The organism is Anabaena sp. FACHB-83, from assembly GCF_014697485.1.
Classification (GTDB): domain Bacteria; phylum Cyanobacteriota; class Cyanobacteriia; order Cyanobacteriales; family Nostocaceae; genus Nostoc_B.
Genome location: NZ_JACJRY010000034.1, coordinates 34,873 through 60,199, shown reverse-complemented (window position 1 = coordinate 60,199; position 25,327 = coordinate 34,873). Strand labels below are relative to the sequence as shown.

Genomic DNA, 25,327 nt, shown 5'->3' with positions numbered 1-25,327 from the left:
AATATGGCAATTATTATTCTGATTAATCCAGTGTGATGCTTCCTTGACGCAAAATTTGCCAGTTTTCTCCTGTCCACTTAGCAACAGTGGAAGGTACACCAACCCCAGAAATTTCCTCAATAAGTCCTTTCGTCTCTAAGGTTAACGCATCAGGAAATTGCCTCGTAATTTCTGCCATCGTTTGTAAAGGTGGCTGTCCAGAAAAGTTGGCACTGGTTGTTGCTAAAGGGCCTGTTTTTGCCAAAATAGAACGCGCGATCGCACTATTTGGGACTCGAATACCAACTGTAGTTGGGTCAGTCGGGTTCATTTCTTTGGGCAAGCGATCGCTCGCTGGCAATACTAACGTTAACCCTCCCGGCCAATATTTATTTACTACTTGTTGCCAAATTTCATATTCATGTTCGCCACCCTTGACATAAGGCCATAAATCCTCAGCCTTAGCACCCATCAAAATCAAAGGTTTATCCTGACTGCGCTGCTTGGCGGCAAAAATTAAGGCAGCTTTCTCTGGCAAAGTCGCCAGTGCTGGTACAGTATCAGTCGGAAAACTCACTAAACAGCCAGCCTGTGCGCCTGCAATCAAATCTTCTAGAGCAACTTGAGGCATATTTACCAATGTCAGAAGTTATGAATGAAAATACGTAATTTTTGTATTTTCACTCATAACTCCTGTCAAGGTGTAGGGATGTATATATCCAAAACCTTTCACCCCTATCTGTTACCTGTCACCTATCCCCTGTTCCCTATATACGCTAAAGCAAAACGTTCAACTCCTTCTAAATCAGAGTGGATTTGAATATCGCTATAGCTACCTTGATTTTGCAGAAGTTCTCGCACTGCACCCGCTTGTCCCGCCATCATTTCAATCAGCCACACGCCACCAGGGCGTAAATAACTGGGGGAGACTTCAATTAAATGACGAATATCATCTAAACCATCCGCACCACCATCTAATGCCAAATGTGGTTCATGCTGCTTGACTTCTGGTTCTAGGGTAGCCACCGTTTCCGTCGGGATATAGGGCGGATTAGAAACCATTCCACTGATTTGGCCTTTGAGAGTGGTTAATGGTTCCCACCAAGAACCTTGATAAAAATGAATCCGGTCGGCAAATCCCAGATTTTTGGCGTTGGTTTGGGCAATTTCTAAGGCGGCGTTGCTGTAATCAACGGCATGAATCGTAGCGTTTGGCAACCCATCCGCCAACCCAATAGCGATCGCACCACTCCCAGTCCCCAAGTCTACCCAATGCCCTTGATCCAATGACTTGACAGCCTGATTTTGGGCGATCGCCGCTATGGCTAAATCAATGATGCACTCTGTCTCTGGTCGAGGAATTAACACCGCACTCGACACCGCCAGTTTAAAATTTCGCCAAGGTGTCACACCCGCGATGTACTGCACTGGTAAGCGATCGCGCAATCGTTTCTGCCAAAGCTGTTCTAAATCTCTCAAAGACATGGCGATGGTTACTTCCGCCCAGTCTTTGAAAGATTCTAAACGCAGGGACAAACGGTCTAAACCAGCGATTTCTTGCAGCAGCCAATCAACTTCTAATGGGGGTACAGCAGCAGCGATCGCAGCTTGAATTGCTTGCTTACGCCACTGCCAAAGTTGTAACCCAGAAACTACCTGTGGCTGTTGATCTGCCATGCTTTAACGTTTTGGCTTTGCAGGCTGGGCATTATTATTCCCACTGTTTCCCGAATTTTTGGGTAAAGTCCGAATATACTCTCTGGATTCTTGAGAAGGCACTAATACCACTTGCTTGAGCCAATCTTCGTTCTTATCTTGTAAAGTCTTGATTACGCCATCTATGTCTATAACCTGAATATCCGCCTTGGGATATTTTGGTTTGACTTGGTTTAACAAACCTTGAGCATCTTGCTTACTCACAAACAACGGTACGACTTGTTCTTTGTCGTTTGTCAGTTTAATGGGTACATAACCTTGATCTGGTGCAAAGCGAACCGCAAAAATCGGCACACTCCGAAACTGTTCGACTTTCTGACCGCTTTGGTTCAATAATTCTAATGCGCCTTTGACATCCTGATCTACTGGTTTAAAAGCAAATACCAAACGATTAGGTTGATTTTTGGTTTCTTGCAACTGCTGATAAATAATTCCCAACGGTACAGCTGTCACCTGGAGATTCTTGACAATTTCTGCCATTTTGGGGTCGTTAGCGTTGGTCGTCCGCAGTTGATTAATAAAAGCCTGCGCCTCTTGACGGCTGAGATAAACGCCTGTGACTGAACCACCCAGTTTTTTACCATCTTGATTTTCTGGTAAAGGACGACTCAAAGGTAATCCTTTATCATTGGTAATCAGATACACTGGTACTGAGTCTAGTTTTTCTTTGATTTGTTGTTCTGACAATGCCAGCACTGGGACATTACCGACAAAAACTGTGCCTAACAGAGTACTCCCGATTAAACCCAATGTTGCGCCCCAGCGAACTAATGCTTTCATGACTACTCCTCGCGTCAATGGTTTTTAATTAAAGTCAGACTAATTGGTTGGATTTGCACAGCACTAACTTGTTTTAGTTATATAGCAATCCATTGGAGATGTAAAAACGCCATAATGGCTGTTAAATGGTCACAATCAACTCGCAAAATGGGAGATTTCTAAATTCTTGAGAACTCCTACGCTATTTTTGTCGCAGTCAATTGTGCTGCAACCTGATTTTTTTATTTGGCTTTGCCTGATTCCTGCACAAGAATTATAGATGCCTATTATAGACTGCTCTCAAAAAATGAAAACTTTTGCTGACCGTTGAGATGATTAATGCCATTTTATTGTCTTTCTCAAAAACTAGTGACGCGATCGCAAAATAATTCGTTCCATTTATTTATTGCCCATATCATTGCTTAAATCAATACCTAGACTTACTCTCGGCTGATTTTACTATTCAAAATATAATTCCTCGACTTTTGACCAAACCAAAAAAACTAAATTATCGTTTTCTGTAGTATCTATAAGACTCATATTTGATTTGGGAAAAAAATCAGTACACCCAGATCAGGCTTCTTTCCTACTCCCTACTCCCCATTCCCTGATCCCTCTACACAACTAGATTCAGGAATCAAACCGTATTCCTATACAATCTAATTGTTAAACTTAGTACACAATTCGACTGCCACAAAAATTTTCTACTTCAACGATAGTAAATTCTAATGACAACTTAAAAATATAAAGAAATATCCTATCTCTGGATAAATACATAGATAGGATATTCCCAAATTTAAAGTATTAAACTTCAGTCGGGATGACAGGATTTGAACCTGCGGCATCCTGCTCCCAAAGCAGGCGCGCTACCAAGCTGCGCTACATCCCGGATTTTTTAGTTGGGCGTGACTGACTTTGCCTTTCGCATTACCAGACATTTAACTTAACACACAACCTTTACCATCATAGCAGGCTTAACATCTATTTGCCAACCATTCACCTGAATTTATAGTCAAAGGTTATGTATTAAGACACTCTGAAAAAGTGCTATGTGGAAAGTGTTGAGTAAAAATACTAGTCTCTAAACTCTAGCCCTTAGTACAGGTTTGCGGAAATAAGCAGACAATAAGAAATTGCTAAAAGGCTTGTGATATGACTATTTCTTTTGCCTTTTTACTTTTGCTTTATTGTACTAGCCTCTAGCCACAATATTTTAGTGAGGATACCAAAACATTCCCTTAATGCCTTCAGGGTCAGTCATAAAACCCATACCCCTATAGAAATCAACTACATGGGGATCAGCAAAGAGAGTCACATTACTGATTTCTTCGCTTCTGAGTTTTTTGAGTACGTATTTCATCAAAGCTTTACCCAGCCCTTTACCTTGAAAGTCTGGATGAACTACTACATCCCAAATCGTGGCATTAAAAGCATGATCTGAGGTAGCGCGGGCAAAACCAATAAGCCGACGTTGGTTTCCTCGTACTTGCCACATCGAGGCGACGAGAAAACTATGCTCTATGGCTTTTTTTACTTTTCGCAAAGGACGACGCGACCAACCAACTGCATCACACAGTTCTTCTAATTCATACAAGTCAATATCTCTCTCTGTGCTGAAAACAATGCGTTCCGCGTTTCGCGCCGCATCACTATTAGCACTAGAGTTACCAATTTCCCCTGTATGTTCTTCAAAGGAAGTTGCTCTATTTGCCGTTACAGATTCAGGAGTACTAAACCAAGTTTTCCAAAAACCCATGCCAACGTGGTTCGGGTAGTATAACTGAATTGGCTACCACTCTTTTAAAGAGATGATACACGTTTTATCAAGTCAGTGCCATCTTTTACCCTACACCCTGAGTTTTTCAGATTTTGTTGGGATCATTTAATGGCAACAGCTTTTAATCGCGTGTTTTGTACCAATCATTTTCAACTTTAGCATTTTGTTGTAAAGTCCAGGGAAAATTCCCCAAAAGGCAAAGTTTTGAGAGTCAATTGTATATATGGCGGTGTCAGATGTGTTAGGACAATTGGAAAGCTTGAATGCCAGGAATCATCAGACTTTTCCTCCTGACTTCTGCCTTCTGGAGACACTGGCGTGGGCGGGTTGCCCACGCCAGTCGCTACAACGGAGGGAACCTCCGCAACGCGCTGGCTCGACTTGAGCAAAGTGTCGTCCTCCTGCCTCCTGCCTTCTGTTATGTGAATATCGGTATTAACTACTGGTTGTTGGGAATAATGTTTATTACTAGCACCCAGTCCCTAGTCCACAGCCCCCAGGTGAAAACAGCAAGCGAGTCTTACCCCCAACAATGGCTTCTGGTTTAAAATCTTCGACACTGGAACTCCTAAAACGCTTTAACCGAGCGTTCCCCCAGTTTTATGAGCAATTTGTCAGCAGTGAGATTCAACTGCAAAATCTTCGATTAGCTTACCGTCTATATAAAACCAGACGTGCCGTTATCGAGTTGAAGCCGGAAGGTAGTAAAAGTGCGCTGCATTTTGCCTACCGTAACCAATCCTTTCTCCTCAGTGATATTTTTGGTGTGCTGGCAGCTTATGGCTTGACCATTCACGGTCTGAGTCTGTACGGTCAAATTCGACCACCAATGTTAGTTTTCATCAAACTTTTAGTCTCTCGCGGTAGCAAAGCTTTGACAGAGAAAACCGCAGAAAATGTCTGTCGGGCAATTCGAGAGGCTTTAGGAGGGCGCTTTGAAGTCGAAGAAATGCTGGCAGTAGAATTTAATTTAGATGCTGGCTTAGAACAAGTACAGACTGAGTTTTATGTCGATCCTGTATTTCATCTGCCGGCTTTGGTGATTGAAGCAGATAACCAACCAGGATTGTTTTACAAAGTGATGTACGCTATCTGGCAAGAAGATTTGCTAGTAGTTAACGCGAATTTGTTGGTTTGGCGAGGACGCACGCGGCTGATTCTCTATTTGTTGGGGCCAAACGAAAGCTTAATTCCTGAATATCTCGGACATAAAATTGCCGAAGGAGTCCGACAGCGTTTGTTGGGGAAATAATTCGCTAGTACAAAAAGGCAAAAGGCAAAAGGCAAAAAGAAAAATAACGATAGCACAAGCATTTTAGCAATTCCAGATAGTCTGTTTATTTACACCGACCTGTACTAGCCTCCAGTCTCTAGCCCCTAACCCCTCATCCCTCCCTACATTTTCTGTTCTGTATTTAGTCGTACCCATGCTTGGGGGTACGATATAAATATGGCAACCATAGAAATCTTAGGCGTTCCACACGCATACGAGTTAACGGCTCCCACTGCTTGCCCCCATGCTTTAGTATTTATCCACGGTTGGCTAAATAGTCGTGGGTACTGGCAACCTGTGATTTCCCGTCTGTCCGTAGATTTACAGTGTTTATCTTATGATTTACGCGGTTTTGGTGAGTCCCAATCTCACGCTGAAATTGATGTAAATCGTTTACAAAGTACTGTTGGTTTGACATCCCAATTGCTGGATAGTTCTAATTCCCAATTTGATTCTCTGTATACACCAACTGCTTACGCCCAAGATTTAGCCGCTTTATTACAAGAGCTAAATATTACCAGTGCTTGGTTGATTGGGCATTCGTTGGGCGGGACGATCGCACTTTGGGCAGCTGCTTTACTACCTGATGTGGTTCAAGGTGTAATCTGTATCAACGCTGGTGGTGGGATTTATCTCAAGGAAGCTTTTGAAAAATTTCGTTCAGCAGGTCAGAGATTTTTACAAGTTCGTCCGCGCTGGCTATCTCAAATCCCTTTGATTGATTTGCTATTTACTAGAGACAGTGTAGCCCGCCCTCTAGACCGTTACTGGGCGCGTCAAAGGGTGATAGATTTTGTGGTTGCTGACCCAGAAGCGGCGTTGGGAGCGTTATTAGATTCCACAACCGAAGAAGAAGTCAATCGCCTACCGCAGTTGGTATCACAATTAAAACAGCCTGTATATTTTTTGGCTGGTGCCGATGATAAGGTCATGGAACCGAAATATGTTCGCCATTTAGCCAGCTTTCATCGGCTTTTTCAATACTGTGGTGACAATGTGATTGAAATTTCTAATTGTGGACATTTAGCTATGTTAGAACAACCAGATGCTGTTGCCAGCCATATTCGGGCAATTGTCAGTAATCAGTAGTCAATGGTCAAGAGTTTTGGATAAAGAACAAATGACCAAGGACAAAGGACAAATAACCATTACACTTCATACAACTTCATCACCTGACCCAGCGATAACCGCGACTCTACACCCAAAGTCAAGGGTGAGATATGACCGCGAGATAAATGGTCAGATGCGGCGCAGGCAATCATGGCGGCGTTATCGGTACAAAATTTCAGGGGTGGGAATAAAACACGCAGGTTATGTTGACTGGCGGCGGCTTGCAAGTGCTGTCTCAAGCCGCTATTTGCTGCTACTCCACCACCTACAGCAATGGTATTGAGTCCATAGTCCAGGGCGCAAGCGATCGCTCTTTTGGTGAGTGCCTTGGCTACAGTTGCCTGAAAACTGGCTGCTAAGTCTGCCACAGGCACTTGCTCGCCATTTTTGTCAAATTGCTGCACTAACCTGAGTACGGCTGTCTTTAAGCCACTAAAACTGCCATCATAGCGATGAAAACCGCCACCCGGTAAGGAAACTTTGCCCTCTGGTAAGGCAAAAGCTTGGGAATCGCCCTGCTGTGCTAACTTGTCAATTACAGGGCCACCTGGATAACCTAGATTTAACAAGCGTGCTACCTTATCAAAGGCTTCCCCTGCCGCATCATCACGGGTTTCACCCAGGGTTTCGTAGCTACCACAGTCTTTAACATAAATCAAGCTTGTATGTCCGCCTGAAACCAGTAAGCTAAGAAAAGGGGGATCTAAAGTTGGCTCACTCAAGTAAGTCGCAAAAATGTGGCCTTCGAGGTGATGGACTCCCAAAAATGGTTTATTGTGTACGATCGCTAAAGTTTTGGCAGCAGTTAACCCCACCAATAACGCTCCCACCAAACCAGGGGCGCAAGTGGCAGCGATGCCATCGATTTTTGACCAGTCTAATTGTGCCTGTTCCAGAGCTTGGGCGATCGCTTGGTTGATCGTCTCTAAATGCTGGCGTGATGCCACCTCTGGGACAACTCCACCATATTGCTGATGAACTGGAATTTGGGAGGCAATAATACTACTGCGAACTTGACGATTGTTAACAATTGCGACGGCAGTTTCATCACAACTGGTTTCGATTGCTAAAACGGTTGCCATCTGAGGGTTCTACAAAATAACGATTTGTTTGAGAAGCTTTAACTTTTATTTACTTAAACTTTACTCGGTTCCCAGGCAAGAGTATGATGACTTGCTAGTTAGCCAAATAAAGAATGTACAAGCCGCTTCGTTTTGTACAAAAAACTTTTTCTTTTGTAATAAAAGGAAACAACTCCATGCGACGATTGTTTGCTTTGATTTTAGCGATTTGTCTTTGGTTCAATTTTGCTCCCCCAGCGAAAGCTCTAGGGGCTAATCTTACACCCTGCCAAGACAACCCCGCATTTCAAGCACTAGCTAAAAATGCCCGAAATACAACTGCCGATCCCCAATCAGGTCAAAAGAGATTTGAGCGTTACTCTCAAGCACTCTGTGGCCCTGAAGGCTATCCTCACCTGATTGTTGATGGTCGTCTAGACCGCGCTGGTGACTTTTTGATTCCCAGCATTCTCTTTCTTTACATTGCTGGCTGGATTGGTTGGGTAGGTCGTGCTTACCTAATCGCAATTAGAAAAGAATCTGACACCGAACAAAAAGAAATCCAAATCGATTTGGCTTTGGCACTACCCCTAATTGCCACAGGTTTTGCTTGGCCAGCAGCCGCTTTGAAAGAATTCCTTTCTGGCGAATTAGCTGCTAAAGATTCTGAGATCCCCGTTTCTCCTCGTTAGGTTTTGCTTAACTGATTCATTGTTTTGGAGATTAAATACATGGCTGAAAAAGGCGATCAATCATCCTATTTGATTAAATTTATTTCCACAGCACCAGTGGCAGCCACCCTCTGGCTGACAATTACAGCAGGCATTTTGATTGAGTTTAACCGCTTTTTCCCAGACCTACTGTTCCACCCACTGCCATAACCAAAGCATTGGAATTTTAAACTGTTGCTTATGTAATTGAGAGGCGAACATCGAATTATGGCGCAAGCAGTAGACGCATCTAAAAATTCACCCAGCGATGTGAGAAACAGAGAAGTCGTGTTTCCCGCAGGTGGTGATCCTCAGTTGGGTAATCTCGAAACCCCTGTTAATTCTTCTCCCGCAATCAAGTGGTTCATCAATAACCTGCCAGCTTATCGTCTAGGTTTAACTCCTTTCAGACGTGGGCTAGAAGTTGGTATGGCACATGGCTACTGGATATTTGGCCCCTTCGCTAAATATGGCCCACTGCGTAGTGCAGAAAACGCTAACCTAGCAGGCTTATTAGGTGCGATCGCCCTAGTAATTTTTCTGACAGGTGGTTTATCTTTATATGCCAATAGCAATCCTCCCAAAGCCCTGAACAGTGTAACTGGCGCTTCAGCCCCAGATGCTTTCCTATCTAAAGAAGGCTGGAACAACTTTGCTAGTGCTTTCTTAATTGGTGGCATTGGTGGTGCAGTAGTTGCTTACTTCCTAACTAGCAATATTGCACTCATTCAAGGCTTAATCGGCTAATTGGTTTTTGGTAATTGGTAATTAGTGATTAGTAATTCTAATTACTGATTACCATTTGCCAAGCTATGCGGGGCTAGGGGCTAGTACAAAAAGTCAAAAGTCAAAAGTCAAAAGAAAAAATATTGATACCACAAGCCTTTTAGCAATTCCAGATGTCTGTTTATTTCCGCCGATATATACTAGAGGCTAGTTTTTTTAGAAGTTACATTATCAAAAAATGGATATTCATCAAAAAATTTTAAGGACACATAGAAATATGTGTCCTTAATTATTTGGTGCTAAAAATGCTTGGTGTGTGATTATTCAAATATCGCGGCTTCGATCGCTGCAAGTGCTGTTTCAAAATCGTCATTGACAATTTGAATATCAAATTCATCAGCAGCCGCGATTTCCGCCTTGGCGCGGACTAGGCGACGGGAAATCGCTTCTTCAGAGTCTTGTCCACGGCCACGTATCCGTTTTTCTAATTCATCAAAAGAAGGCGGCAAAATAAAAATGCTGAGAGCATTAGGAAAGGAAGCGCGAATTTGTCTTGCTCCTTCTAACTCAATTTCCAGCACTACTAACTTACCAGACTGAATTTGATTGACTACAGTTTCTCGCGGAGTACCGTAATAATTCCCCGCAAATTCCGCCCACTCTAAAAATTCACCTTGAGCAACCAGTTGTTCAAATTTACTACGGTTAATAAAGTAATAATTTTTGCCATCAATTTCTCCGGGGCGAGGAGAACGAGTTGTCACGGATACAGAATAATACAGTTGCGGATGACGCTGCAACAGCGATCGCATTAAGGTGCCTTTGCCAACTCCACTAGGGCCAGTTAAAACAATTAACTTGCCTGTAGGTGGGCATTCTGTGGTAGTAGCACTAGTCTGGATGGGTAAAACTTGCATCATCCGTTCAACCTGTGAATTAATCAACAATCATGATTTTTGCATTGGAGTTCGTTGTCAGGCTGACCTCGACTCACGAATTTGTAGCACTGGTGACAGAAAACCAGTCTAATTCACATAGTACTGCCGATATGGTGCAAACAGAATAGTCGTTTGTCAACTATCCTTGGTTAATTATCTACCGTATGGTGATCGCGGGAAATCACGAATCGGTTTGCTACCGTTTCGGGTTGAATTGCGGAAAGGATGACATGATTAGAATCGGTGATAATTACAGCCCTTGTCCGACGACCATAAGTTGCATCAATCAGCTGGTTTTTTTCCCGCGCATCGGTGATAATCCGCTTAATTGGCGCAGATTCTGGACTGACGATCGCAACTACTTTGTTAGCTGAGACAATGTTGCCGAAACCGATATTTATTAATTGAATGTCCATAAAATAACTGAGACTAAATGTGGTACGAGAATCCAGTAAGGATTTTATTTCCATGTTATCCCTAAAAAACTGGAGTTACAACGCATCACATCTAGCTTTCTTTAGTTTTTAGACAAACTATGCTTTTTTTAGCTGTTTATTTGCGAAATATACTGAAAATCCTCCCGTAGGCACATGCGTAATTGTGAGGAAGTAATCTATGGCCGTTGAGGGGGGTGTGGGGAGTGTGGGGAGTGTGGGAGGTGTGGGGGGTGTGGGGGGTGTGGGAGGTGTGGGGGGTGTGGGAGGTGTGGGAAGTGTGGGGGGTGTGGGGAGTGTGGGGGACAAGGGGGACAAGGAGGAATTGGAGAAGATTCTCCCCTCTGCACCCTGCGCCCCTACCTCTTGTGTCCTTTTTTGATTTCTTGCCATTTTTGGCGTAATTGTTGCAAGTTGGGAGTCTGCCCACCATAGCGCCAAGTCACATAAGCCTGACTAATTTCATCGATGACTTGGGCTGTGGCTGGTGGATGATGTTGATATGACACTTGGGCATATTCTAGGGGTGTTTGTGACGGATGCTTACCTAGACCTTTGCTGGCTGTCCATTGCAGCATTTGTTGATAAAGCCTTTCCATTGGTGGTAATTTACTCAACCACCGACTCTTTAACCACTTCCGCCACTGTACCCAACCCAGCCAGCCAAAGAAAGCAATTGTAGTTCCCAAAGTTAAGCCAGTTAACACACCCAGCCAACCTTGAGCGAATAAAGCAAAAAACCAAGCGATCGCTTTAAATATCCAACCCAAGAGTTTCCCAAAGAACGTGTTCAAGAAGCCCGTCACAGGGGAAGGTAGCCACCCAGCCACCCAATTCCAGAATTGCCGCAAAACGCTAAAGGTTTGGGAGTCTTCAACAGAAGGGGGAATTAAGGGATGATTGGGAATGGGGTCAAAGGTAAACCAACCATATTTAGGAAAGTAAACTTCTGTCATTGCGTAAGCATCGGTGTTACGCACAACATACATTCCTGTAAACGGATTAAATTCGCCGGCACCAAACCCCGCCACTAACCGCGCGGGAATCCCAATCGAACGCAGCATGACTGTTAACACAGTTGAGAAATGGTCTGGATAGCCGCCTTTATATTTAAATAAGAAAGCTTCTACTAAATCTTCTTTGTCTCCCAAATAAGGAAACTCCAAGGGATTTTGGGGAATCGAATAATTTTGCTTGAGGTATTGGGCTAGATAAAGTACCTTTTCATAAGTTGCATCTAAAGTTTTTGACACCTTAGATACATTATTGCGATGGTAATTCGCCAGAATTTCTTCAGTTAATTGGCGGACTTTGGGTGAAATTTCTGGTGGAATTTGCAAATAGTATTTTGTAATGTTTTTTGGATAGTTAGTAGTAGCTTTACCTAACAAAGTTCGATCGCGGTAAGGTACTTCGGAAATCACTGTGTAAGTCAAGTCTTCCGCTAAAGCAACTGGCGATCGCAGTCCATTTTCCTGATCAACTGCAATAATCGGGGTGGGGAAGTAAATTTCTTTGGGGTAAGACATTGCCGGAATCAAATTCGGCAAATCTGCTACCACTGTATAGGTTTGTACAACTTCTCTGGTTTTAGCGGTGGTGGGAGGTGGAGACAGATAAATTTGATAAGACCAAGGCGATCGCTTGAGGGTAGTAACATTATCATTGCGGGAAATTTCCCAACCCTTACCTGTGTAGCGATCAAATGCTAATACCCGCCAAAAACCTTCCACCTGCGATCGCACCCGCATCACCACCTTGGATGTCATGCTTCCCCGCAGGTTTTGATTCATTTGGCTATTAAAGCCATAATAAAAGCTCTCGTTTAATTTTCCTGGTTGACCATTTTGACTGTTTTCTGTACCATTACCTTGATTTTCAGAATTGCCTTGACGCACATAACCAGGATTAATAATACTGCGTCCGGTAAAACTGCCCTTAACTTCAATCGGCGAACTAACGGGAAATGTCCGTAATTGATAACCAGGGAACCGGGGTAGAACTGCAAAAATTCCTAAACCTAGCCCCACAATTAAAGTAAAAAGTAAAAAGTAAAAAAGTAAATATGATTTTAATTGTGATTCTTTTGCCTTTTCCCTTTTAACTTTTGACTCATCTAACCCGATTTGGGAACGATAATTTAAGACTAAAGTTGGTAAGGCGATCGCTAAAAACAACAATAATACAGGTGCAAAAGCCAAAGTTTGACTCAGTGTTGCCGCGACACCCAACAAAATCAAACCAATCACAATTGAATAGCCCAAATCCTTGCGTCTGGGCATATCAAAACTATGGAGTATTTGCAGTTGAATTAATAACTCTGCTAAAGCCAGCCGCGTATCATTTAATTCTCCCAGTACTTGCCCAAAGAACGCACCCAAAGACACTAACATCCCAATGGCGATGCAGAACTTCACGGGAATATTTTGGCTGCGGCGATAGCGGTAACTCCAAATTCCCCCGACAACACTTAAAGGGACAGCCCAAAAACTAAATTTGGTATCTGCGGCAATATCAACCGCCACAATTCCCATCACAATTAACCCAAAAACTAGCACCCGCAGAGGAACCGAATCTTCCACTACCATTACAGGTGCAGTCTGGATATTTTGTCGCCAACTATTAACTATAGGTAGACGCGAAGACCAATCAATCCTGGATAAGTTAAACATTTACAAGGTCAGGTGTAGATGCAGTCAAACAATTTTGGATTTTGGACGGTTCAATCACCAATTTAAAATTGCAAATCTCAAATTGGCTAAGTTAAACTATCTACCTAGTTGTAACTTATATAGCAGTCGAAGTATAAGTGAGGCAATTTAAAAAGCACGAATACCAGGCATAGCAAAGCTTTTAGCTCTGGTTGGTGAGCGACTTGCCTTGAGCGCAGTCGAAAGGAGCCGAACCACTGCCTTCTGCTATAACCTGCCGAAATTCTGGTTCAGATAGCAGTAACTCCCCTCAGCATTCTTTGGGAGTCTCATAGTTTTAGCCCTAATGATCGTTTAAAAAAACGTAGAAGCCCTAATGATCGCTTATTAAAAAAGATAAGCTCCAAAACCACAATAATTTTCTTAATCTCTCAGATGTCTTTGATCTGGACTAGATTGTAGGATTAATCACAAATAACAAAGGCTGTTGGTCTATTTCAGGAAACTCAACTTCTAAAGTATAGGTTGGGTTAAATTCCTGACAGGATAACTCAACATTCAAGCAGCCCGCACTAGAAGACTGAGCCATTGCCAAAGTACCATCAGCTCGCAATGTCACAATTCCTTTGGTGGGTAAATCAGCCTCAACTCGTAATTGAGTGTGTTTGCCACGAGATTGATATTCAACCCGCAAAGTCAACAAACCTTCACTTGTCAACCATTGTCTTTCTACCACTGGACTGTTTGGTGTCACTGGCAGACTTAAATTTTCTAGCAGTTGTTTGGCAGCCATTAAAGACAATGCCATTTGTTGACGCGGTTGTAAATCTGGGTAATCGCTCTCGATGTTGAGTTTTTGATCGAGAACATCCGCAGACCGATAAGTACTTCTGAGTACCAAACCAGCAATATCATTCAGTGCATAAGAAGATTCTTGTGGGAAGAAGTCTTCCACTGCCTGAACTAATTTAGCTCCCAAAGGCAGTGAAGCAGTTAACAGTGTTTGGCACTTTTCTAGTAATTCGCGGAAAACTGTTTCTGGCAAATTAATTGGCAGATTCAGCTTAGATTGTTGTGCTTTCCAACCCCAGGCAGGAACTAAACTGAGCGATCGCTCTTCCAAACGCTCAGGATATTCCATTAATTGTGTTTCCCAAGGAAACAAAGGAGGTTGGTTTTCGATTTCGGTTTGTAAACGACGCTTGAGTACGGCTTGGAAACGGTCTTGCACAGTAGGAATATCTCCCAGTTTAAAGGTTTGGGGTATCCCTCCCAACTCTAGATCGCCACTGGCGAAAGTGGCTGCTTGTTGGAGAGAGTTGTCTACCCCGTCTATTTCCTTAAACTCGACCAGGTTAGACTCACTGGTGTTAACATCATCTGCTAACAGCCAAGTGAGTAATTGGTTTTTTAAGGATTCTGAGTCACTATTCATGAGTAGATGCACCTGATCCGGACACTAATGAGTTACGAATTTCCCAAGCTTGTTCCAGAACCTTAAACCAGCGTTTTTGCAGTTGTGCCATTGATAACCCTAGAGTTTTTGCAATTTTATCGTCGGGTTGTCCTTGCTGTTTTAAGTCGAGTAAAGACCGTTGTTTCTCGTCTAGCTGCGAGGTGTAGGCTTCCCATTGCTGGGGAGTCAACCCCAAATTTGTGTGTAAAGAAGCTTCTAACCATTCGTGTACTAGTTCCCAACGGTGTAATAAAGCGAACCTAATTAAATGATACTTGAAGCGTTGTTGTAAGTAATCTCTCTGACGCGGAGTGAGATTTAAAATTGCCTCAATTTCTTGTGTGGATAAATCTTTAAGTCGGAGAGAGAAATAATCAGCACAATCAGATTGTTGTTTCTGCTCCAAATAACTCATTAACTCGGTAATCACAACCGAACGCAAAGTATCTTCTTCAGGTTCTGGTTCTGCTTGTGTGGCCATTGTAGAACGTAATTGCTGGACTGCGGGTTCTTCCCAAGAACCATCACCATCACCAGAACTACCTTCCGCCGCTTGTTCAATATCAACGCTGGTTTCGGGAGGTTGTTGTTGAGAGAAAGTCTGCGCCCGCAAAATAATTAATTGTTGCTGACGACCAGGTAAGGGAATGCGCCGTTTACCATAGCGTTCGGTAAAGGCCATGTATTCTGCCAATTCCAAAAGAGTTTGGGGACGATAAGTAGTACCCAACTGATTCTCTCGTCGGAAAGCGTTTAATGCTTCTAGATAAAAACTTTGTAGAAAATCTTCTATGATAGTCAGCCGCCCTTGATAGCTTAATTGCTTCTGGGGAGGATTAATGTAACGATAAATAATGGCGCTCAGAGTACTGTGTAATTCAACTCTGCCTCTATTGGAACCCAACTGATAGTATCTCAGACATTGTTGCAGCCGATGTCTGGCTAGGGTCATTGCGGAGCTTTCTACTGCACCGGAAGCTTGGATGCGTTTACTTTCGCTGCAAATTCTGTATACTTCGGTAGTAATACGTGTTGCCACATCATGGCAATTCTGTTCTGAGGCTTTGGTTGATTGCCGAAACTCCTTGTACAGGAGTTGAAAGATCACCTCCACGCCGATAGTATGTTCTCCCAGAAAAGTTGCGGTTGGAATAGTTGCGGTTGCGGCTGAATTCATAGTCTCGGTGTTTAAAAGACCCTAACATATATAGAAACAACCTGTACGACTGTAGGTATTGGCTTTTTGCGTTTTGCCTTGAAGCTAAACGCAGGTCTATCCTGCATTCAGGATATAGCTGATTTTATTATTCCCAACTTGGCGGGAATTTTTCACACTTTAACCTGCTGTGATTGCCATTACCCAAAAGCCGTTGACAAGTCATTATGGATTTAGAAACACAAATTCAATTGCTGATCGACAATGCACCCCGCGATGGTATTTCACCTCATCTTGTTACAGCAATTGCTCCTGCTTTTCGTGCGATCGCTCAACAATTACGCCACTCCCAGTACTATATTCTCCAAAAGGAGGGAAGCTGGGTCTTAACTACATTGAGCCACCGTACAGATCCAAGTTTGGAGAAGCAGGTGATTTACGCTTTTTCTACCATACAGGATGTTTCCCTAATTTCATCTGCTGGGCGAGACCCTCAAGTGGTGGCCACACCCATTGCTGTCACCCATATTTTGTTCCAATTAATTGCCCTAGCACCCGTAGATAGCATAGTTTTTTTAGAAACACCTGGAACATTAGCCCATACTTTTGAAGTGCAGCGTTCCCAGTTGGAAAAAACCATTCAAAAACAACTAAAACAAAGCCTCAAACCCAAAAAAACTTCCAGAAAAATACCACCAGATATTGCTTAAAAAAAATTGGAGTTGGGAATCCTTGGATACATCTCCAATTTTTTGAATCCCAACTCCAACATCAAAACTTTATGATTAAAAATTTTTAATAAAGCCGACTCAACACATATTCAGTGATGTCAATTAAGGCTTGGCGTGATTCTGATGGGGGCAGAATCGCAATGTCTTCAGCAGCCAATTTGGCGTGATGGGCAGCTAATTCCCGCGCTTGCTGTATGCCTTGACTATCGTGAATCAATGCCAAGGCCTGCTCTAAATCTTGTGATTGGGCAAACTGGCGTTCAATCAGCACTTCTAAATATGGTTTTTCCTCTAGGGCGAATAAAACAGGTGCGGTCAAGTTACCACTTTTTAAATCAGAACCTGCTGGTTTACCTAGAGTGTCTGTAGTACTGGTGAAATCTAAGATGTCATCCACTATCTGAAACGCTAAACCCAAATTCCGCCCATAGTTATACAGGTGCTGGGCAATTTCTGGGCTAACATCACTCAGTAATCCTGCGGCTTTGGCACTGTTAGCAATTAATGAAGCAGTTTTGTAATAGCTCTTTTGCAGGTAAGTTTCTATTGCCAAGCCGCTATCAAAGCGGTTCATCCCTTGCTGGATTTCTCCAGTCGCCAAATCCATAATGACTTCGGAGAGGAGTTTGACTACCTCTAAATTGTCTAAATTTGCTAAGTACCAAGATGATTGAGCAAAGAGAAAGTCTCCTGCGAGGACAGCAATGCGATTGCCAAACAAGCTGTGAACAGTCGCTACGCCACGGCGCATCTGTGACTCATCTACCACATCGTCATGCACTAAGCTGGCCGTGTGAATCATTTCTGTGATTTCGGCTAGACGGCGGTGACGCTGGGTGATTTCTTCTTCTAACATTGTCGCCCGCGATATCAGCAGGACGATCGCTGGTCGGATGCGCTTTCCCCCAGCTCCGAATAAATGTTCGGCTGCGGCAAAAAGAATGGGATGGCGATTGCCAACTAGCTGCTTCAGGTTATCGGCTAGTATTTGCAAATCTGCTTCCACAGGGGTAAACAGGGAGGTAGCTGGGGTCATGGATGGCCGGACTCTGGCTTAGGTTACGAAAGTTTACATATCCTATACTCATTTTAAGATAACCATGTGCCAGCGCAAAGTTTTGCTGAGAGAATACTTGCTTTCTCGTTAAATGACAATCACAGCTATTGCCCTACTGTCAAGGCAAACAGGCTGTTTTAGCGGTCTTAAACTTGATGAAAAAAATTTTTGTAGTTCCCAAAGAAATCTGAGAACTGCATCACAGCATGGTTGCTTAACAGCATGTTTAAATATACAAACTTATACTTAATAAGTATTGAGCGTAAAATTATCTGCTGCTACGAGTAGATGATGTAAAGAAATATAACAAGTCAGTTTGTGAGAATCATAATTTTTATCAATGGTTCTAGCGACGATTCCCGATGAGTGGTTTATGTTTTCTAGACTCAGAATTTTATGTCTTTTTCAGTATGCTAAGTATATATACAAGTATAAGAAAATTAAATAATTGAGTCGGCTAATTCAGTAAGCATTATTCTTGAGGAATATCTTTGATTTTTACTATAAATTTATATTTAACATCCCTAAACCTGGGTAATAATAACTACATTAACAGGGTGTTAGGTTTTGATGATTTATGCTCCAATAAGACAAAAATAATATTTTTAATCAAAGAAAAACTTGTGGCATCCGTGAATTTAACCTGCTAAAAAATTCAAAATTTAGCCTCAAGTTTGGCTTAAAAGTCAGGTTCATTGTGTTACGCTAAAATGTAGGGATTTTAAATTTTTCAGGTATTGACAGCGTGGAGGTAAAGCACTTTTTGGTGGCGTTACCTGCTCGTTGTTTTGAATCCAGAATAGCTAATTGCCAACAGCATAAAACCAAGAGACTTATTTCTTGTGATTCTGTAGTGGCAGATAAACTTCTTGGGATGGAGTGAAGCGATGTCCTTACAGGATTTCGTTTTCGGCTTGCAGCTTGCGCTGGGAGTCGTGGTATATCCTACCACAGAGGTGTGAAAAGCAATAATGCAGACTAAGTAAACTGCTGAGGAGCGCGGTTAATTATGCCATTTGGCAAATTTACCGTTGTGGGATTTATTGTCTGCAAATAACTTCAATTAAATAGTTAACTTGATTGACCGAAGAGCTTCATAACTCTACGGCAGATTTAGCATAGCAAACTGCGACCATCAAGAATGATCTTGCATGGTTGAAGTTCTACGTATGGGATGAAAATTGATATTTTTCGGGGAAAAAAGTTGGTAGAACAATGATTTACGCTAATATGCCTATGATGATTTTTATTTTAGCTGCTGGGTATTTATTCACTGTTTATCTATTATTAGCACTAGCAAAGCGCAGTAGTCAAAAATCTGTTGCTCAGAATTCTTTCTCAAAATCCAAGAATCATGAGAAACATCAGCAGGAGATATCTGTAACCTCACAAGTAACTGAGGTGGTAAACAGTCACGAGTCAATAGTCACATGAATTATAGGAATAGGGTTTGATTCCCAAATCTACTTGTGTATACAGGGAGTAGGGAGTAGAGAGTGGGGAGTAGGAAAGAAGTTTTATCTGGAATCAAATATGAGTCCTATATATGAAGTATGAAATTTCTGAAGTTTCATACTTCATTTTGGTTTATGAGAGTTGGGAAACAACTGTGTTATTTAAATCTACAACTTCGACCAATGGGGTATGACCTAGCCATTGGACTGCGGACTGAGCAAATTGTTGGGGAGAACCGCTAACAACAAAGCGCGTTGGTAATGGCGGGTGAGTATTAGTTAAGCCCAGCAACTCTAAATCTTGAGAACAAGCACCGACAACGTGAACAGCCGGGTCAACTAATTTGACATAGCTGGGAAGTAGCGATCGCAGTACTGGCGCTAAATGGGGATAATGAGTACAGCCGTAGACTAAAGTATCAATTTCTTGCTGAAGTAAAGGCTCTAAATAAGAACGGGCTACCTCAGTAGTGTAAGGGTCATTGATGCGATTCTGCTCAATCAGTGGGACAAACTCTGGACAGCCAACTTGCCAAACTTGTACTTCGGGGTCAATTTCGAGAATTGCTTGCTTATAAGCATTACTTTTAGCTGTAGCTGGGGTAGCAATTACACCAATGCGCTTACCTTGTTGTACCGCCGCCTTCGCGCCAGGGAGAATTACGCCCAAAATTGGTAGATTAAATTCTTGACGAACAATGTCTAAAGCGAGGGCGGAACTGGTGTTACAAGCCATCACTACCATTTTGACTTTTTGCTGCTCCATCCAAGAGAGAATTTCGCGCACAAACTGAAGAATTTCGGCTTGAGAACGAATCCCGTAAGGTAGCCTCGCTGTATCACCAAAGTAAATAATCGATTCGTTTGGTAGTTGGCGGTAAATTTGTCGCAGTACCGTTAACCCACCCACACCACTGTCAAAAACCCCGATAGGGGCGCGTTGAGGTTCTTTATCAGAAAAATCGTAAAGATTACCTTCAAAAATGGAAGATGAATACACAGGCAGATATTGATTTAGGTTTTAGCAATTAAAATACAGAATTTAGCAGACAATTTGTGAACTGACTAGTTTGGCAAATAGAACTCAGGAGTCAGAAGTCAGAATAAGTGAAAGATTTTTCTACAAATAGCGGGTTTAAGACCTCTACTGATTAATTCTGACTGCTGAACTTCTGCAAATATCACCTCATTAATTAAAAACTTGTACTATATTTTGAGATTGGTTGTATTCTTACCTTTGGCGTAAGTACTTGAGAATACCACGCGCGATCGCATCAGCCATCCGATTTTGATATTCTGGAGAACCTAAGCGGGGATTATCTTCTCGACCAGTCATATAACCTGTTTCTACTAAAATCGAGGGCATAGAACTTTTTCGCAAGACATAAAATCGCGCTTTGCGTGTGCCTCGGTCTTTAATTGTGCCAATATCTTCCAGAATAGTTTTACGAACTACTTCAGCTAAAGCATAACCACTATCGTAGTAATATACTTCTAAGCCATTCACATCAGGGCGATTATCTACAGAATTAGCATGGATACTCACAAATAAAGTTGCATTGGCGCGTTCAGCAATATCTACTCTTCCTTGAAGTTCAACAAAAAAGTCAGCATCTCTGGTGAGGACTGCTTGTACACCATTGCGCTCTAGAATTGCAGCGACTCGTTTACCAATGGGTAAAATCACATCTTTTTCTAATAATCCGCCCAAACCAGGAGCGCCAGAATCTTTACCACCATGTCCAGGGTCAATCACTACTATAAGTTTACCTTTGGGGACTGGGTTTGGCGGTGTTACTGAGATATTGTCAATTGGAGGTAGAGGCGGAAAACCTATTGGTGGTGTAGCTGGGCGAGTGCGTTGTAACTGTACAGCCAACAACTGATTACTAACTTGGTTGACTTCCCCAATTTGGACTCCCGTAGCTGGTTGAATCAAAATATTGACAGAATCATCTTGGGGTTGCAAACGTACCCGCAAAATGGGACTATTGGCATTTAAAGCAGGGCCGATAACTCTGGGGGCTAATTGAGAATTGGCGATCGCAATCCGAAATAAACCAGAGGATCGATCCCAGCCACCCCTAGCAGATACAGGTCTGTTAGAGCGAATTAACAGTTGTGTGCCATTCTCAGCTAACTCCACCGCTTGAATGATGGCGGGTGAATCATTAACTTGGGAAATGACATTGCTATCGCTATTTCCTGGTAACTTCCCTAGCCGATTTGGTATAATTACAAACCCGCCAACGCTACTATTACTGGCTCGCCAGTCGGGACTATTGGGTTCCACATACAAAGTTATGCGGGCTGTTGGTTGTCTGGTTTGTAACTGAGAAAATTGAATCCGACTCACACCATAACGATTCACCGATAAATCTTGTGATGATAAAGCAGAAGACAAAGACGCACCAGCAATATCGATATGAACTGCGCGTTTGTCAGAACTGCGATTTACCTGAATCTGGGGATTACCACCGTTAGTCCGAACAAAAAAACCATCGCCGGTGACTCGCAAACTTTCTAGTTGAGTTACAGCCGCGAGAGTGTTACCCAGGGGTCTGGTATTTGATGTTACTGGGTCGGGTTTGACAACAGAATAGATATTTCTGGAGGGAAAGTTGGAATTAGGTGTTGTTTCTAAAGGCTGGGGTTCTGGCTGGAGTGAAATATCTGCTGATGAAGTAATGGGTATGGTGGTTGGTGTCGGTAACTGTACTAACCAACGACTACCATTAGTAGGAATAAATTTGATTGCTTGGGGGTCAATAGTATAACCAGGAGCCAGTTCGACAACAATTCTGGCTGTTTGGGGGTCAAATTGTCCCACCCGAATTGAACGCACTGCGCCACCAACAGGTTGTGTTAATTGTGGTCTGCCAAAATCTGTATCTGGTAAATCGATTACCAAGCGAGTGGGATTGAAAATGAGTTGGGCTTTGGGTTGAACCGCTCCCAAAGTATTAAATTCTAAGCGGTTTTGCCTAGCATCAAAGCGCCAAGATTCCAGCTTTGCTGCCAAAGCAGGTGACGATAGTAAAAAGATTGTTCCAATAGTACCGGTGAGTAACCAGTGTAGTTTCACAGTCATTTCTCCTAATTTCTGTTCATAGAAGCAGTCAATATGTCCACGTATCTATTGGTAAATCCTCACACCGTCACCGCCAAACTTAGTTTTAACTCTAGAAGTTAGAAGTCTGTATGGTGGACATTGTTCATCAGAACTTCTGTAACAGCCAGTAATTATCTGCTGGCACTCAAGACAATAAATACTTTCAGTCAATATACGTAAAATCAGTAGGAATTAGTTTTGAGTTGTTTGATGGCTGATTATCAATGTACCCAAAAAGTTATTGCTACTATCAAATGGCTACGGGAAATCTGGTGACATTTAATTTAGCATTTTGAGCAGAAAGCGATATGTAAATGTATCTACTAGTACTAAAAAATTAGTTCTCACTCAAAAAGTGAGAACCGATCATTTTCATCAGTGATATTACAGTCAGATTTTGCTTGGTATCAGCAAGATGACGATGAAGCAGACAAAACTATGAGTTATTCATCGGATTAGTTAAGTATTTCTACTAAAATTTGCTAACTATCGCAGTCCTCAATGAATTACAAAAAAATCTACTCCCCACTCCCTGCCCACACAAGTAAATTTGGACATCAAACCGGATTGCTATAGGAGTCATATTTGATTTGGGAAAAAAATCAGTACACTCATACCATTTCACTTTAAAAATGATACGGATATGCAAGTAGCGCCTCGACTTCTCCTGACGGAGACGCTGCGCGAACGCTCGGCGACCAGAAGCAGAGTTGCAGAGGAAGCGATTTCTATCAGTAATTTCGTGAAATGGTATCAGATCAGGCTTCTTTCCTACTCCCGACTCCCCATTCCCTATTCCCTACCTACACAAATAAATTCAGAAATCAAACCGGATTCCTATATATGATGATTTATCTCCGTTTGAGGTACTGGAGTATACCACGGGCAATCCCTTCTGCCATTTGATTTTGATAAGCTGAAGTTCTTAACTTCGCAATATCTTCCCGACCAGTTAAATAACCAGTCTCGACCAAAATTGAAGGCATCGAACTTTTTCTCAGGACAAAAAATCTGGCTCGGCGCACACCCCGATCTCGGACATTCAGACTTTGCAGAATACTGTTATGTACCACCCGCGCCAGGCCCAAACCACTGTCATAATAATAAGTTTCTAAACCACTGACATCGGGACGACCAGCACCGGCAGAATTAGCGTGGATACTGACAAACACATCCGCGTTGGCTCTCTCTGCTAATTGGACTCGTCCAGGAAGAGTCACAAAATAGTCAGAATTACGCGTCATAATCACCTGCACACCATTTTGCTGTAAGATTTCTGCCACCCTTTTGCTAATGGGGAGAATGATATCTTTCTCACGGATACCACCAATACCGATTGCACCGGGGTCTTTACCGCCATGTCCGGGGTCAATCACAACTACAACTCTGCCTTTGGGGATGGGGCGTGTGTTAACTGGAGGTCGGGAAGGAGAATTTTCATTGGGGTCTGGTAATTGGCCTCTATCTGAAGGAAAAGGTAACGTACCAGGAACCGTAACAACACTGCGTGAACCTTGTAATTGCAGTGCTACTTCGTCATTATTTTGGTTAATTTGCCCAAATCGTATTCCCGCCGCAGGTTGGACTAAGATAACCACCGTGTTCGAGTCTGGTGTTTGCAGGCGCACCCGCAAAATGGGACTGTTGGCATTAAATGTGGGGCCTTTAATCCGGGGTGCTAATTTAGCATCATTAATCGTGATGCGATACAACCCAGAAGTTCTATCCCAGCCACCCCTAGCAGTTATGGTTTGGTCGGCTCGAATTAAAAGTTGCTTATTATCATCAGACAGTTCGATAGCTTCAATTGTGGCTGGTTGGTCACTGACAATGCGGCGAGTGGGGGGAGAATATTCGGGTTGATTATCAGAGGAGTTATTTCTTGGTAAGCTGGCAAATCGGTTGGGTAGAACGATTAAACCAGTCGCACCGCTTCTAGCTGCTCGCCAGTCTGGACTATTTTTATCTACTCGCAAAGTCATCCGAACTGCTGGGGGACTGGTTTGGAGTTGGGTAAATTCTACACGACTTACGCCATGCCTGTTAACGCTGAGGTCTCGCTGCGCCAAATTTGTGGATAAAGTGGCGCTGGAGATATCCATAAAAATTGTAGAGCGATCGCGGCTCCGATTCACCCTAATTTGAGGATTGCCGCCACTAGTCCGAATAAAAAAACCATCCCCTGTCACTTGTAAGCTGTCAATTTGAGTGCTGCTTTGTGTTGTGCTGCTTACTCTTGGCAATGGTGGTCTTGTATCTGAGTCTAGGCTGGTGACTACGTTGTAAACATTATCTGCGGAAGAATTTACAGGCTCTAGTCTGGGTCTGGGTAATTGTACCCTCCAACGACTAGGCGTTATCCCGACAAATTTTATCCCTTGGGGGTCAAGAGTGTAACCAGGAGCCAGTTCCACCACAATACGGGCTGTTTGGGGGTCAAACTGACCAACACGAATAGCCCGAACTGCCCCGCCTACAGGTTGTGTTAACTGTGGTCTGCCAAAGGTTGTGTCTGGTAAATCAATAACCAAGCGTGTGGGATTGAAAATGAGTTGTGCTTTGGGTTGGACACCCCCAGAAGTATTAAATTCCAGACGGTTTTGCTGGGCATCAAACCGCCAAGACTCCAGTCTGGCAGCCAACACTGGCGAAGACAGTAAGCAGATCATCCCAACCGTACCGGGTAGTAACCAGTGTAATTTCACAATCCTTTCTCCTGATTCACATTCATGGAAGTCAATATCTCAAAAATTTGCATAAATTGTGCGCCAGTTACGAAATAATTTTGAGATTTGACCTGAACTTTTTTTTGGGTTAAAGAAACAATTAATAACAGGTAACAGGTGACAGAGTGTAAGTTATTTTCAGGTCTAAATTTGATTCTCTGTGGATTTCCTAACTACCTTGGCTATTCTACGCGAACTACTATGAGAGGCAACACAAATATAACCAGATAGTTCTGGTTTTGGTCAATTCTTGTTAATTGTGTTTTTTTGAATGAGCCAACAATTTTAGGAATAACAAATTTCAACTCGGTTTTAAAGATATTGCAATATTGGTAATTACTAGTTTTTAGTCACTATGAACATACTGGGATAAAGATGATTAATCAGGTAAGTTTGGTAACAAATTAAGTTCTCAAAGTTAAGAATCAATAGGCACAATCGCAGAGAAACAACGATATCAGAGGACGCAGATTCTGAGATAGAAGTTTCCTGTCATGTCAC

General features: G+C 42.7%; 21 protein-coding genes and 1 tRNA gene. 7 read left to right on the top strand and 15 right to left on the bottom strand.

What is annotated here, in order from left to right:
• Positions 1 to 22: 22 nt before the first annotated feature.
• From H6G79_RS27240 to H6G79_RS27220, 5 genes are all read right to left on the bottom strand, one after another.
• Positions 23 to 610: an L-threonylcarbamoyladenylate synthase gene (locus tag H6G79_RS27240; RefSeq protein WP_190595016.1), complete on the bottom strand. Its 588-nt coding sequence runs from the start codon at positions 608 to 610 to the stop codon at positions 23 to 25.
• A gap of 122 nt (positions 611 to 732) precedes the next feature.
• Positions 733 to 1,656, bottom strand: coding sequence for a peptide chain release factor N(5)-glutamine methyltransferase (prmC, locus tag H6G79_RS27235; RefSeq protein ID WP_190595017.1), 924 nt, complete (start codon positions 1,654 to 1,656; stop codon positions 733 to 735).
• 3 nt (positions 1,657 to 1,659) lie between these two features.
• Complete coding sequence (locus tag H6G79_RS27230; protein WP_190595018.1) at positions 1,660 to 2,475, bottom strand: Tic22 family protein; 816 nt, start codon at positions 2,473 to 2,475, stop codon at positions 1,660 to 1,662.
• Between the two features lie 794 nt (positions 2,476 to 3,269).
• Positions 3,270 to 3,343: transfer RNA gene (locus H6G79_RS27225), tRNA-Pro, on the bottom strand.
• Between the two features lie 324 nt (positions 3,344 to 3,667).
• A complete protein-coding gene (locus tag H6G79_RS27220; RefSeq protein ID WP_190595019.1) occupies positions 3,668 to 4,210 on the bottom strand; it encodes a GNAT family N-acetyltransferase in 543 nt (180 codons plus the stop codon).
• A 553-nt stretch (positions 4,211 to 4,763) separates the two neighbouring features.
• Between H6G79_RS27220 and H6G79_RS27215 the strand changes: the two genes are divergently transcribed.
• Both H6G79_RS27215 and H6G79_RS27210 read left to right on the top strand, forming a co-directional pair.
• Positions 4,764 to 5,483 carry a hypothetical protein gene (locus tag H6G79_RS27215; protein ID WP_062296711.1) on the top strand — a complete coding sequence of 240 codons (720 nt, stop codon included), beginning with the start codon at positions 4,764 to 4,766 and terminating at the stop codon, positions 5,481 to 5,483.
• 198 nt (positions 5,484 to 5,681) lie between these two features.
• On the top strand, positions 5,682 to 6,593 hold the full coding sequence (locus H6G79_RS27210) for an alpha/beta fold hydrolase (RefSeq protein WP_190595020.1): 912 nt from the start codon (positions 5,682 to 5,684) through the stop codon (positions 6,591 to 6,593).
• 59 nt (positions 6,594 to 6,652) lie between these two features.
• Here H6G79_RS27210 and tsaD read toward each other — a convergent pair whose 3' ends face one another.
• The gene (gene tsaD, locus H6G79_RS27205) at positions 6,653 to 7,696 is read right to left on the bottom strand and encodes a tRNA (adenosine(37)-N6)-threonylcarbamoyltransferase complex transferase subunit TsaD (protein ID WP_190595021.1); all 1,044 of its coding nucleotides are present in this window, start codon (positions 7,694 to 7,696) and stop codon (positions 6,653 to 6,655) included.
• Between the two features lie 176 nt (positions 7,697 to 7,872).
• On the opposite strand from tsaD, the gene H6G79_RS27200 reads away from it, so the two are divergent.
• From H6G79_RS27200 to H6G79_RS27190, 3 genes are read left to right on the top strand one after another with little or no spacing between them, the layout of a single operon-like run.
• A complete protein-coding gene (locus H6G79_RS27200; RefSeq protein WP_190595022.1) occupies positions 7,873 to 8,367 on the top strand; it encodes a Photosystem I reaction center subunit III in 495 nt (164 codons plus the stop codon).
• A gap of 39 nt (positions 8,368 to 8,406) precedes the next feature.
• Positions 8,407 to 8,556, top strand: a complete 150-nt coding sequence (gene psaJ, locus H6G79_RS27195; protein WP_190595023.1) for a photosystem I reaction center subunit IX — start codon at positions 8,407 to 8,409, stop codon at positions 8,554 to 8,556.
• Positions 8,557 to 8,613: 57 nt separating this feature from the next.
• Positions 8,614 to 9,132: a photosystem I reaction center protein subunit XI gene (locus H6G79_RS27190; protein ID WP_190595024.1), complete on the top strand. Its 519-nt coding sequence runs from the start codon at positions 8,614 to 8,616 to the stop codon at positions 9,130 to 9,132.
• 299 nt (positions 9,133 to 9,431) lie between these two features.
• Here the strand turns inward: H6G79_RS27190 and gmk are convergent, their stop codons facing one another.
• The 5 genes from gmk to hetZ form a co-directional block, all read right to left on the bottom strand.
• Positions 9,432 to 10,031, bottom strand: a complete 600-nt coding sequence (gmk, locus tag H6G79_RS27185) for a guanylate kinase (protein WP_190595025.1) — start codon at positions 10,029 to 10,031, stop codon at positions 9,432 to 9,434.
• 167 nt (positions 10,032 to 10,198) lie between these two features.
• Positions 10,199 to 10,465, bottom strand: a complete 267-nt coding sequence (remA, locus tag H6G79_RS27180; RefSeq protein ID WP_062296698.1) for an extracellular matrix/biofilm regulator RemA — start codon at positions 10,463 to 10,465, stop codon at positions 10,199 to 10,201.
• A 377-nt stretch (positions 10,466 to 10,842) separates the two neighbouring features.
• Positions 10,843 to 13,155 (bottom strand): DUF3488 and DUF4129 domain-containing transglutaminase family protein, encoded by a 2,313-nt coding sequence (locus H6G79_RS27175; RefSeq protein ID WP_190595086.1) that lies wholly within the window; start codon positions 13,153 to 13,155, stop codon positions 10,843 to 10,845.
• A gap of 430 nt (positions 13,156 to 13,585) precedes the next feature.
• The gene (locus tag H6G79_RS27170; protein WP_190595085.1) at positions 13,586 to 14,569 is read right to left on the bottom strand and encodes a PatU; all 984 of its coding nucleotides are present in this window, start codon (positions 14,567 to 14,569) and stop codon (positions 13,586 to 13,588) included.
• Complete coding sequence (gene hetZ / locus H6G79_RS27165; RefSeq protein WP_190595084.1) at positions 14,562 to 15,767, bottom strand: heterocyst differentiation protein HetZ; 1,206 nt, start codon at positions 15,765 to 15,767, stop codon at positions 14,562 to 14,564. The genes H6G79_RS27170 and hetZ overlap by 8 nt, the downstream gene beginning before the upstream one ends.
• A gap of 206 nt (positions 15,768 to 15,973) precedes the next feature.
• Between hetZ and H6G79_RS27160 the strand changes: the two genes are divergently transcribed.
• Positions 15,974 to 16,456, top strand: coding sequence for a hypothetical protein (locus H6G79_RS27160; protein ID WP_190595083.1), 483 nt, complete (start codon positions 15,974 to 15,976; stop codon positions 16,454 to 16,456).
• An 85-nt stretch (positions 16,457 to 16,541) separates the two neighbouring features.
• Here the strand turns inward: H6G79_RS27160 and sds are convergent, their stop codons facing one another.
• On the bottom strand, positions 16,542 to 17,513 hold the full coding sequence (sds, locus tag H6G79_RS27155) for a solanesyl diphosphate synthase (protein WP_190595082.1): 972 nt from the start codon (positions 17,511 to 17,513) through the stop codon (positions 16,542 to 16,544).
• A 1,236-nt stretch (positions 17,514 to 18,749) separates the two neighbouring features.
• Here sds and H6G79_RS37785 point away from each other — a divergent pair.
• Positions 18,750 to 18,968 (top strand): hypothetical protein, encoded by a 219-nt coding sequence (locus H6G79_RS37785; RefSeq protein WP_242048568.1) that lies wholly within the window; start codon positions 18,750 to 18,752, stop codon positions 18,966 to 18,968.
• A 153-nt stretch (positions 18,969 to 19,121) separates the two neighbouring features.
• Here the strand turns inward: H6G79_RS37785 and murI are convergent, their stop codons facing one another.
• From murI to H6G79_RS27140, 3 genes are all read right to left on the bottom strand, one after another.
• The gene (gene murI, locus H6G79_RS27150) at positions 19,122 to 19,988 is read right to left on the bottom strand and encodes a glutamate racemase (RefSeq protein WP_190595081.1); all 867 of its coding nucleotides are present in this window, start codon (positions 19,986 to 19,988) and stop codon (positions 19,122 to 19,124) included.
• Positions 19,989 to 20,219: 231 nt separating this feature from the next.
• Positions 20,220 to 22,073: an N-acetylmuramoyl-L-alanine amidase gene (locus tag H6G79_RS27145; protein ID WP_190595080.1), complete on the bottom strand. Its 1,854-nt coding sequence runs from the start codon at positions 22,071 to 22,073 to the stop codon at positions 20,220 to 20,222.
• An 878-nt stretch (positions 22,074 to 22,951) separates the two neighbouring features.
• Positions 22,952 to 24,805, bottom strand: coding sequence for an N-acetylmuramoyl-L-alanine amidase (locus tag H6G79_RS27140; protein ID WP_190595079.1), 1,854 nt, complete (start codon positions 24,803 to 24,805; stop codon positions 22,952 to 22,954).
• Between the last annotated feature and the right edge of the window lie 522 nt (positions 24,806 to 25,327).

What these genes read in the sequence shown, in the direction of transcription:
- H6G79_RS27240 (WP_190595016.1), bottom strand. Translation starts at nt 610, where the DNA reads ATGCCTCAAGTTGCTCTAGAAGATTTGATTGCAGGCGCACAGGCTGGC.
- prmC (WP_190595017.1), bottom strand. Translation starts at nt 1,656, where the DNA reads ATGGCAGATCAACAGCCACAGGTAGTTTCTGGGTTACAACTTTGGCAG.
- H6G79_RS27230 (WP_190595018.1), bottom strand. Translation starts at nt 2,475, where the DNA reads ATGAAAGCATTAGTTCGCTGGGGCGCAACATTGGGTTTAATCGGGAGT.
- H6G79_RS27220 (WP_190595019.1), bottom strand. Translation starts at nt 4,210, where the DNA reads ATGGGTTTTTGGAAAACTTGGTTTAGTACTCCTGAATCTGTAACGGCA.
- H6G79_RS27215 (WP_062296711.1), top strand. Translation starts at nt 4,764, where the DNA reads ATGGCTTCTGGTTTAAAATCTTCGACACTGGAACTCCTAAAACGCTTT.
- H6G79_RS27210 (WP_190595020.1), top strand. Translation starts at nt 5,682, where the DNA reads ATGGCAACCATAGAAATCTTAGGCGTTCCACACGCATACGAGTTAACG.
- tsaD (WP_190595021.1), bottom strand. Translation starts at nt 7,696, where the DNA reads ATGGCAACCGTTTTAGCAATCGAAACCAGTTGTGATGAAACTGCCGTC.
- H6G79_RS27200 (WP_190595022.1), top strand. Translation starts at nt 7,873, where the DNA reads ATGCGACGATTGTTTGCTTTGATTTTAGCGATTTGTCTTTGGTTCAAT.
- psaJ (WP_190595023.1), top strand. Translation starts at nt 8,407, where the DNA reads ATGGCTGAAAAAGGCGATCAATCATCCTATTTGATTAAATTTATTTCC.
- H6G79_RS27190 (WP_190595024.1), top strand. Translation starts at nt 8,614, where the DNA reads ATGGCGCAAGCAGTAGACGCATCTAAAAATTCACCCAGCGATGTGAGA.
- gmk (WP_190595025.1), bottom strand. Translation starts at nt 10,031, where the DNA reads ATGATGCAAGTTTTACCCATCCAGACTAGTGCTACTACCACAGAATGC.
- remA (WP_062296698.1), bottom strand. Translation starts at nt 10,465, where the DNA reads ATGGACATTCAATTAATAAATATCGGTTTCGGCAACATTGTCTCAGCT.
- H6G79_RS27175 (WP_190595086.1), bottom strand. Translation starts at nt 13,155, where the DNA reads ATGTTTAACTTATCCAGGATTGATTGGTCTTCGCGTCTACCTATAGTT.
- H6G79_RS27170 (WP_190595085.1), bottom strand. Translation starts at nt 14,569, where the DNA reads ATGAATAGTGACTCAGAATCCTTAAAAAACCAATTACTCACTTGGCTG.
- hetZ (WP_190595084.1), bottom strand. Translation starts at nt 15,767, where the DNA reads ATGAATTCAGCCGCAACCGCAACTATTCCAACCGCAACTTTTCTGGGA.
- H6G79_RS27160 (WP_190595083.1), top strand. Translation starts at nt 15,974, where the DNA reads ATGGATTTAGAAACACAAATTCAATTGCTGATCGACAATGCACCCCGC.
- sds (WP_190595082.1), bottom strand. Translation starts at nt 17,513, where the DNA reads ATGACCCCAGCTACCTCCCTGTTTACCCCTGTGGAAGCAGATTTGCAA.
- H6G79_RS37785 (WP_242048568.1), top strand. Translation starts at nt 18,750, where the DNA reads ATGATTTACGCTAATATGCCTATGATGATTTTTATTTTAGCTGCTGGG.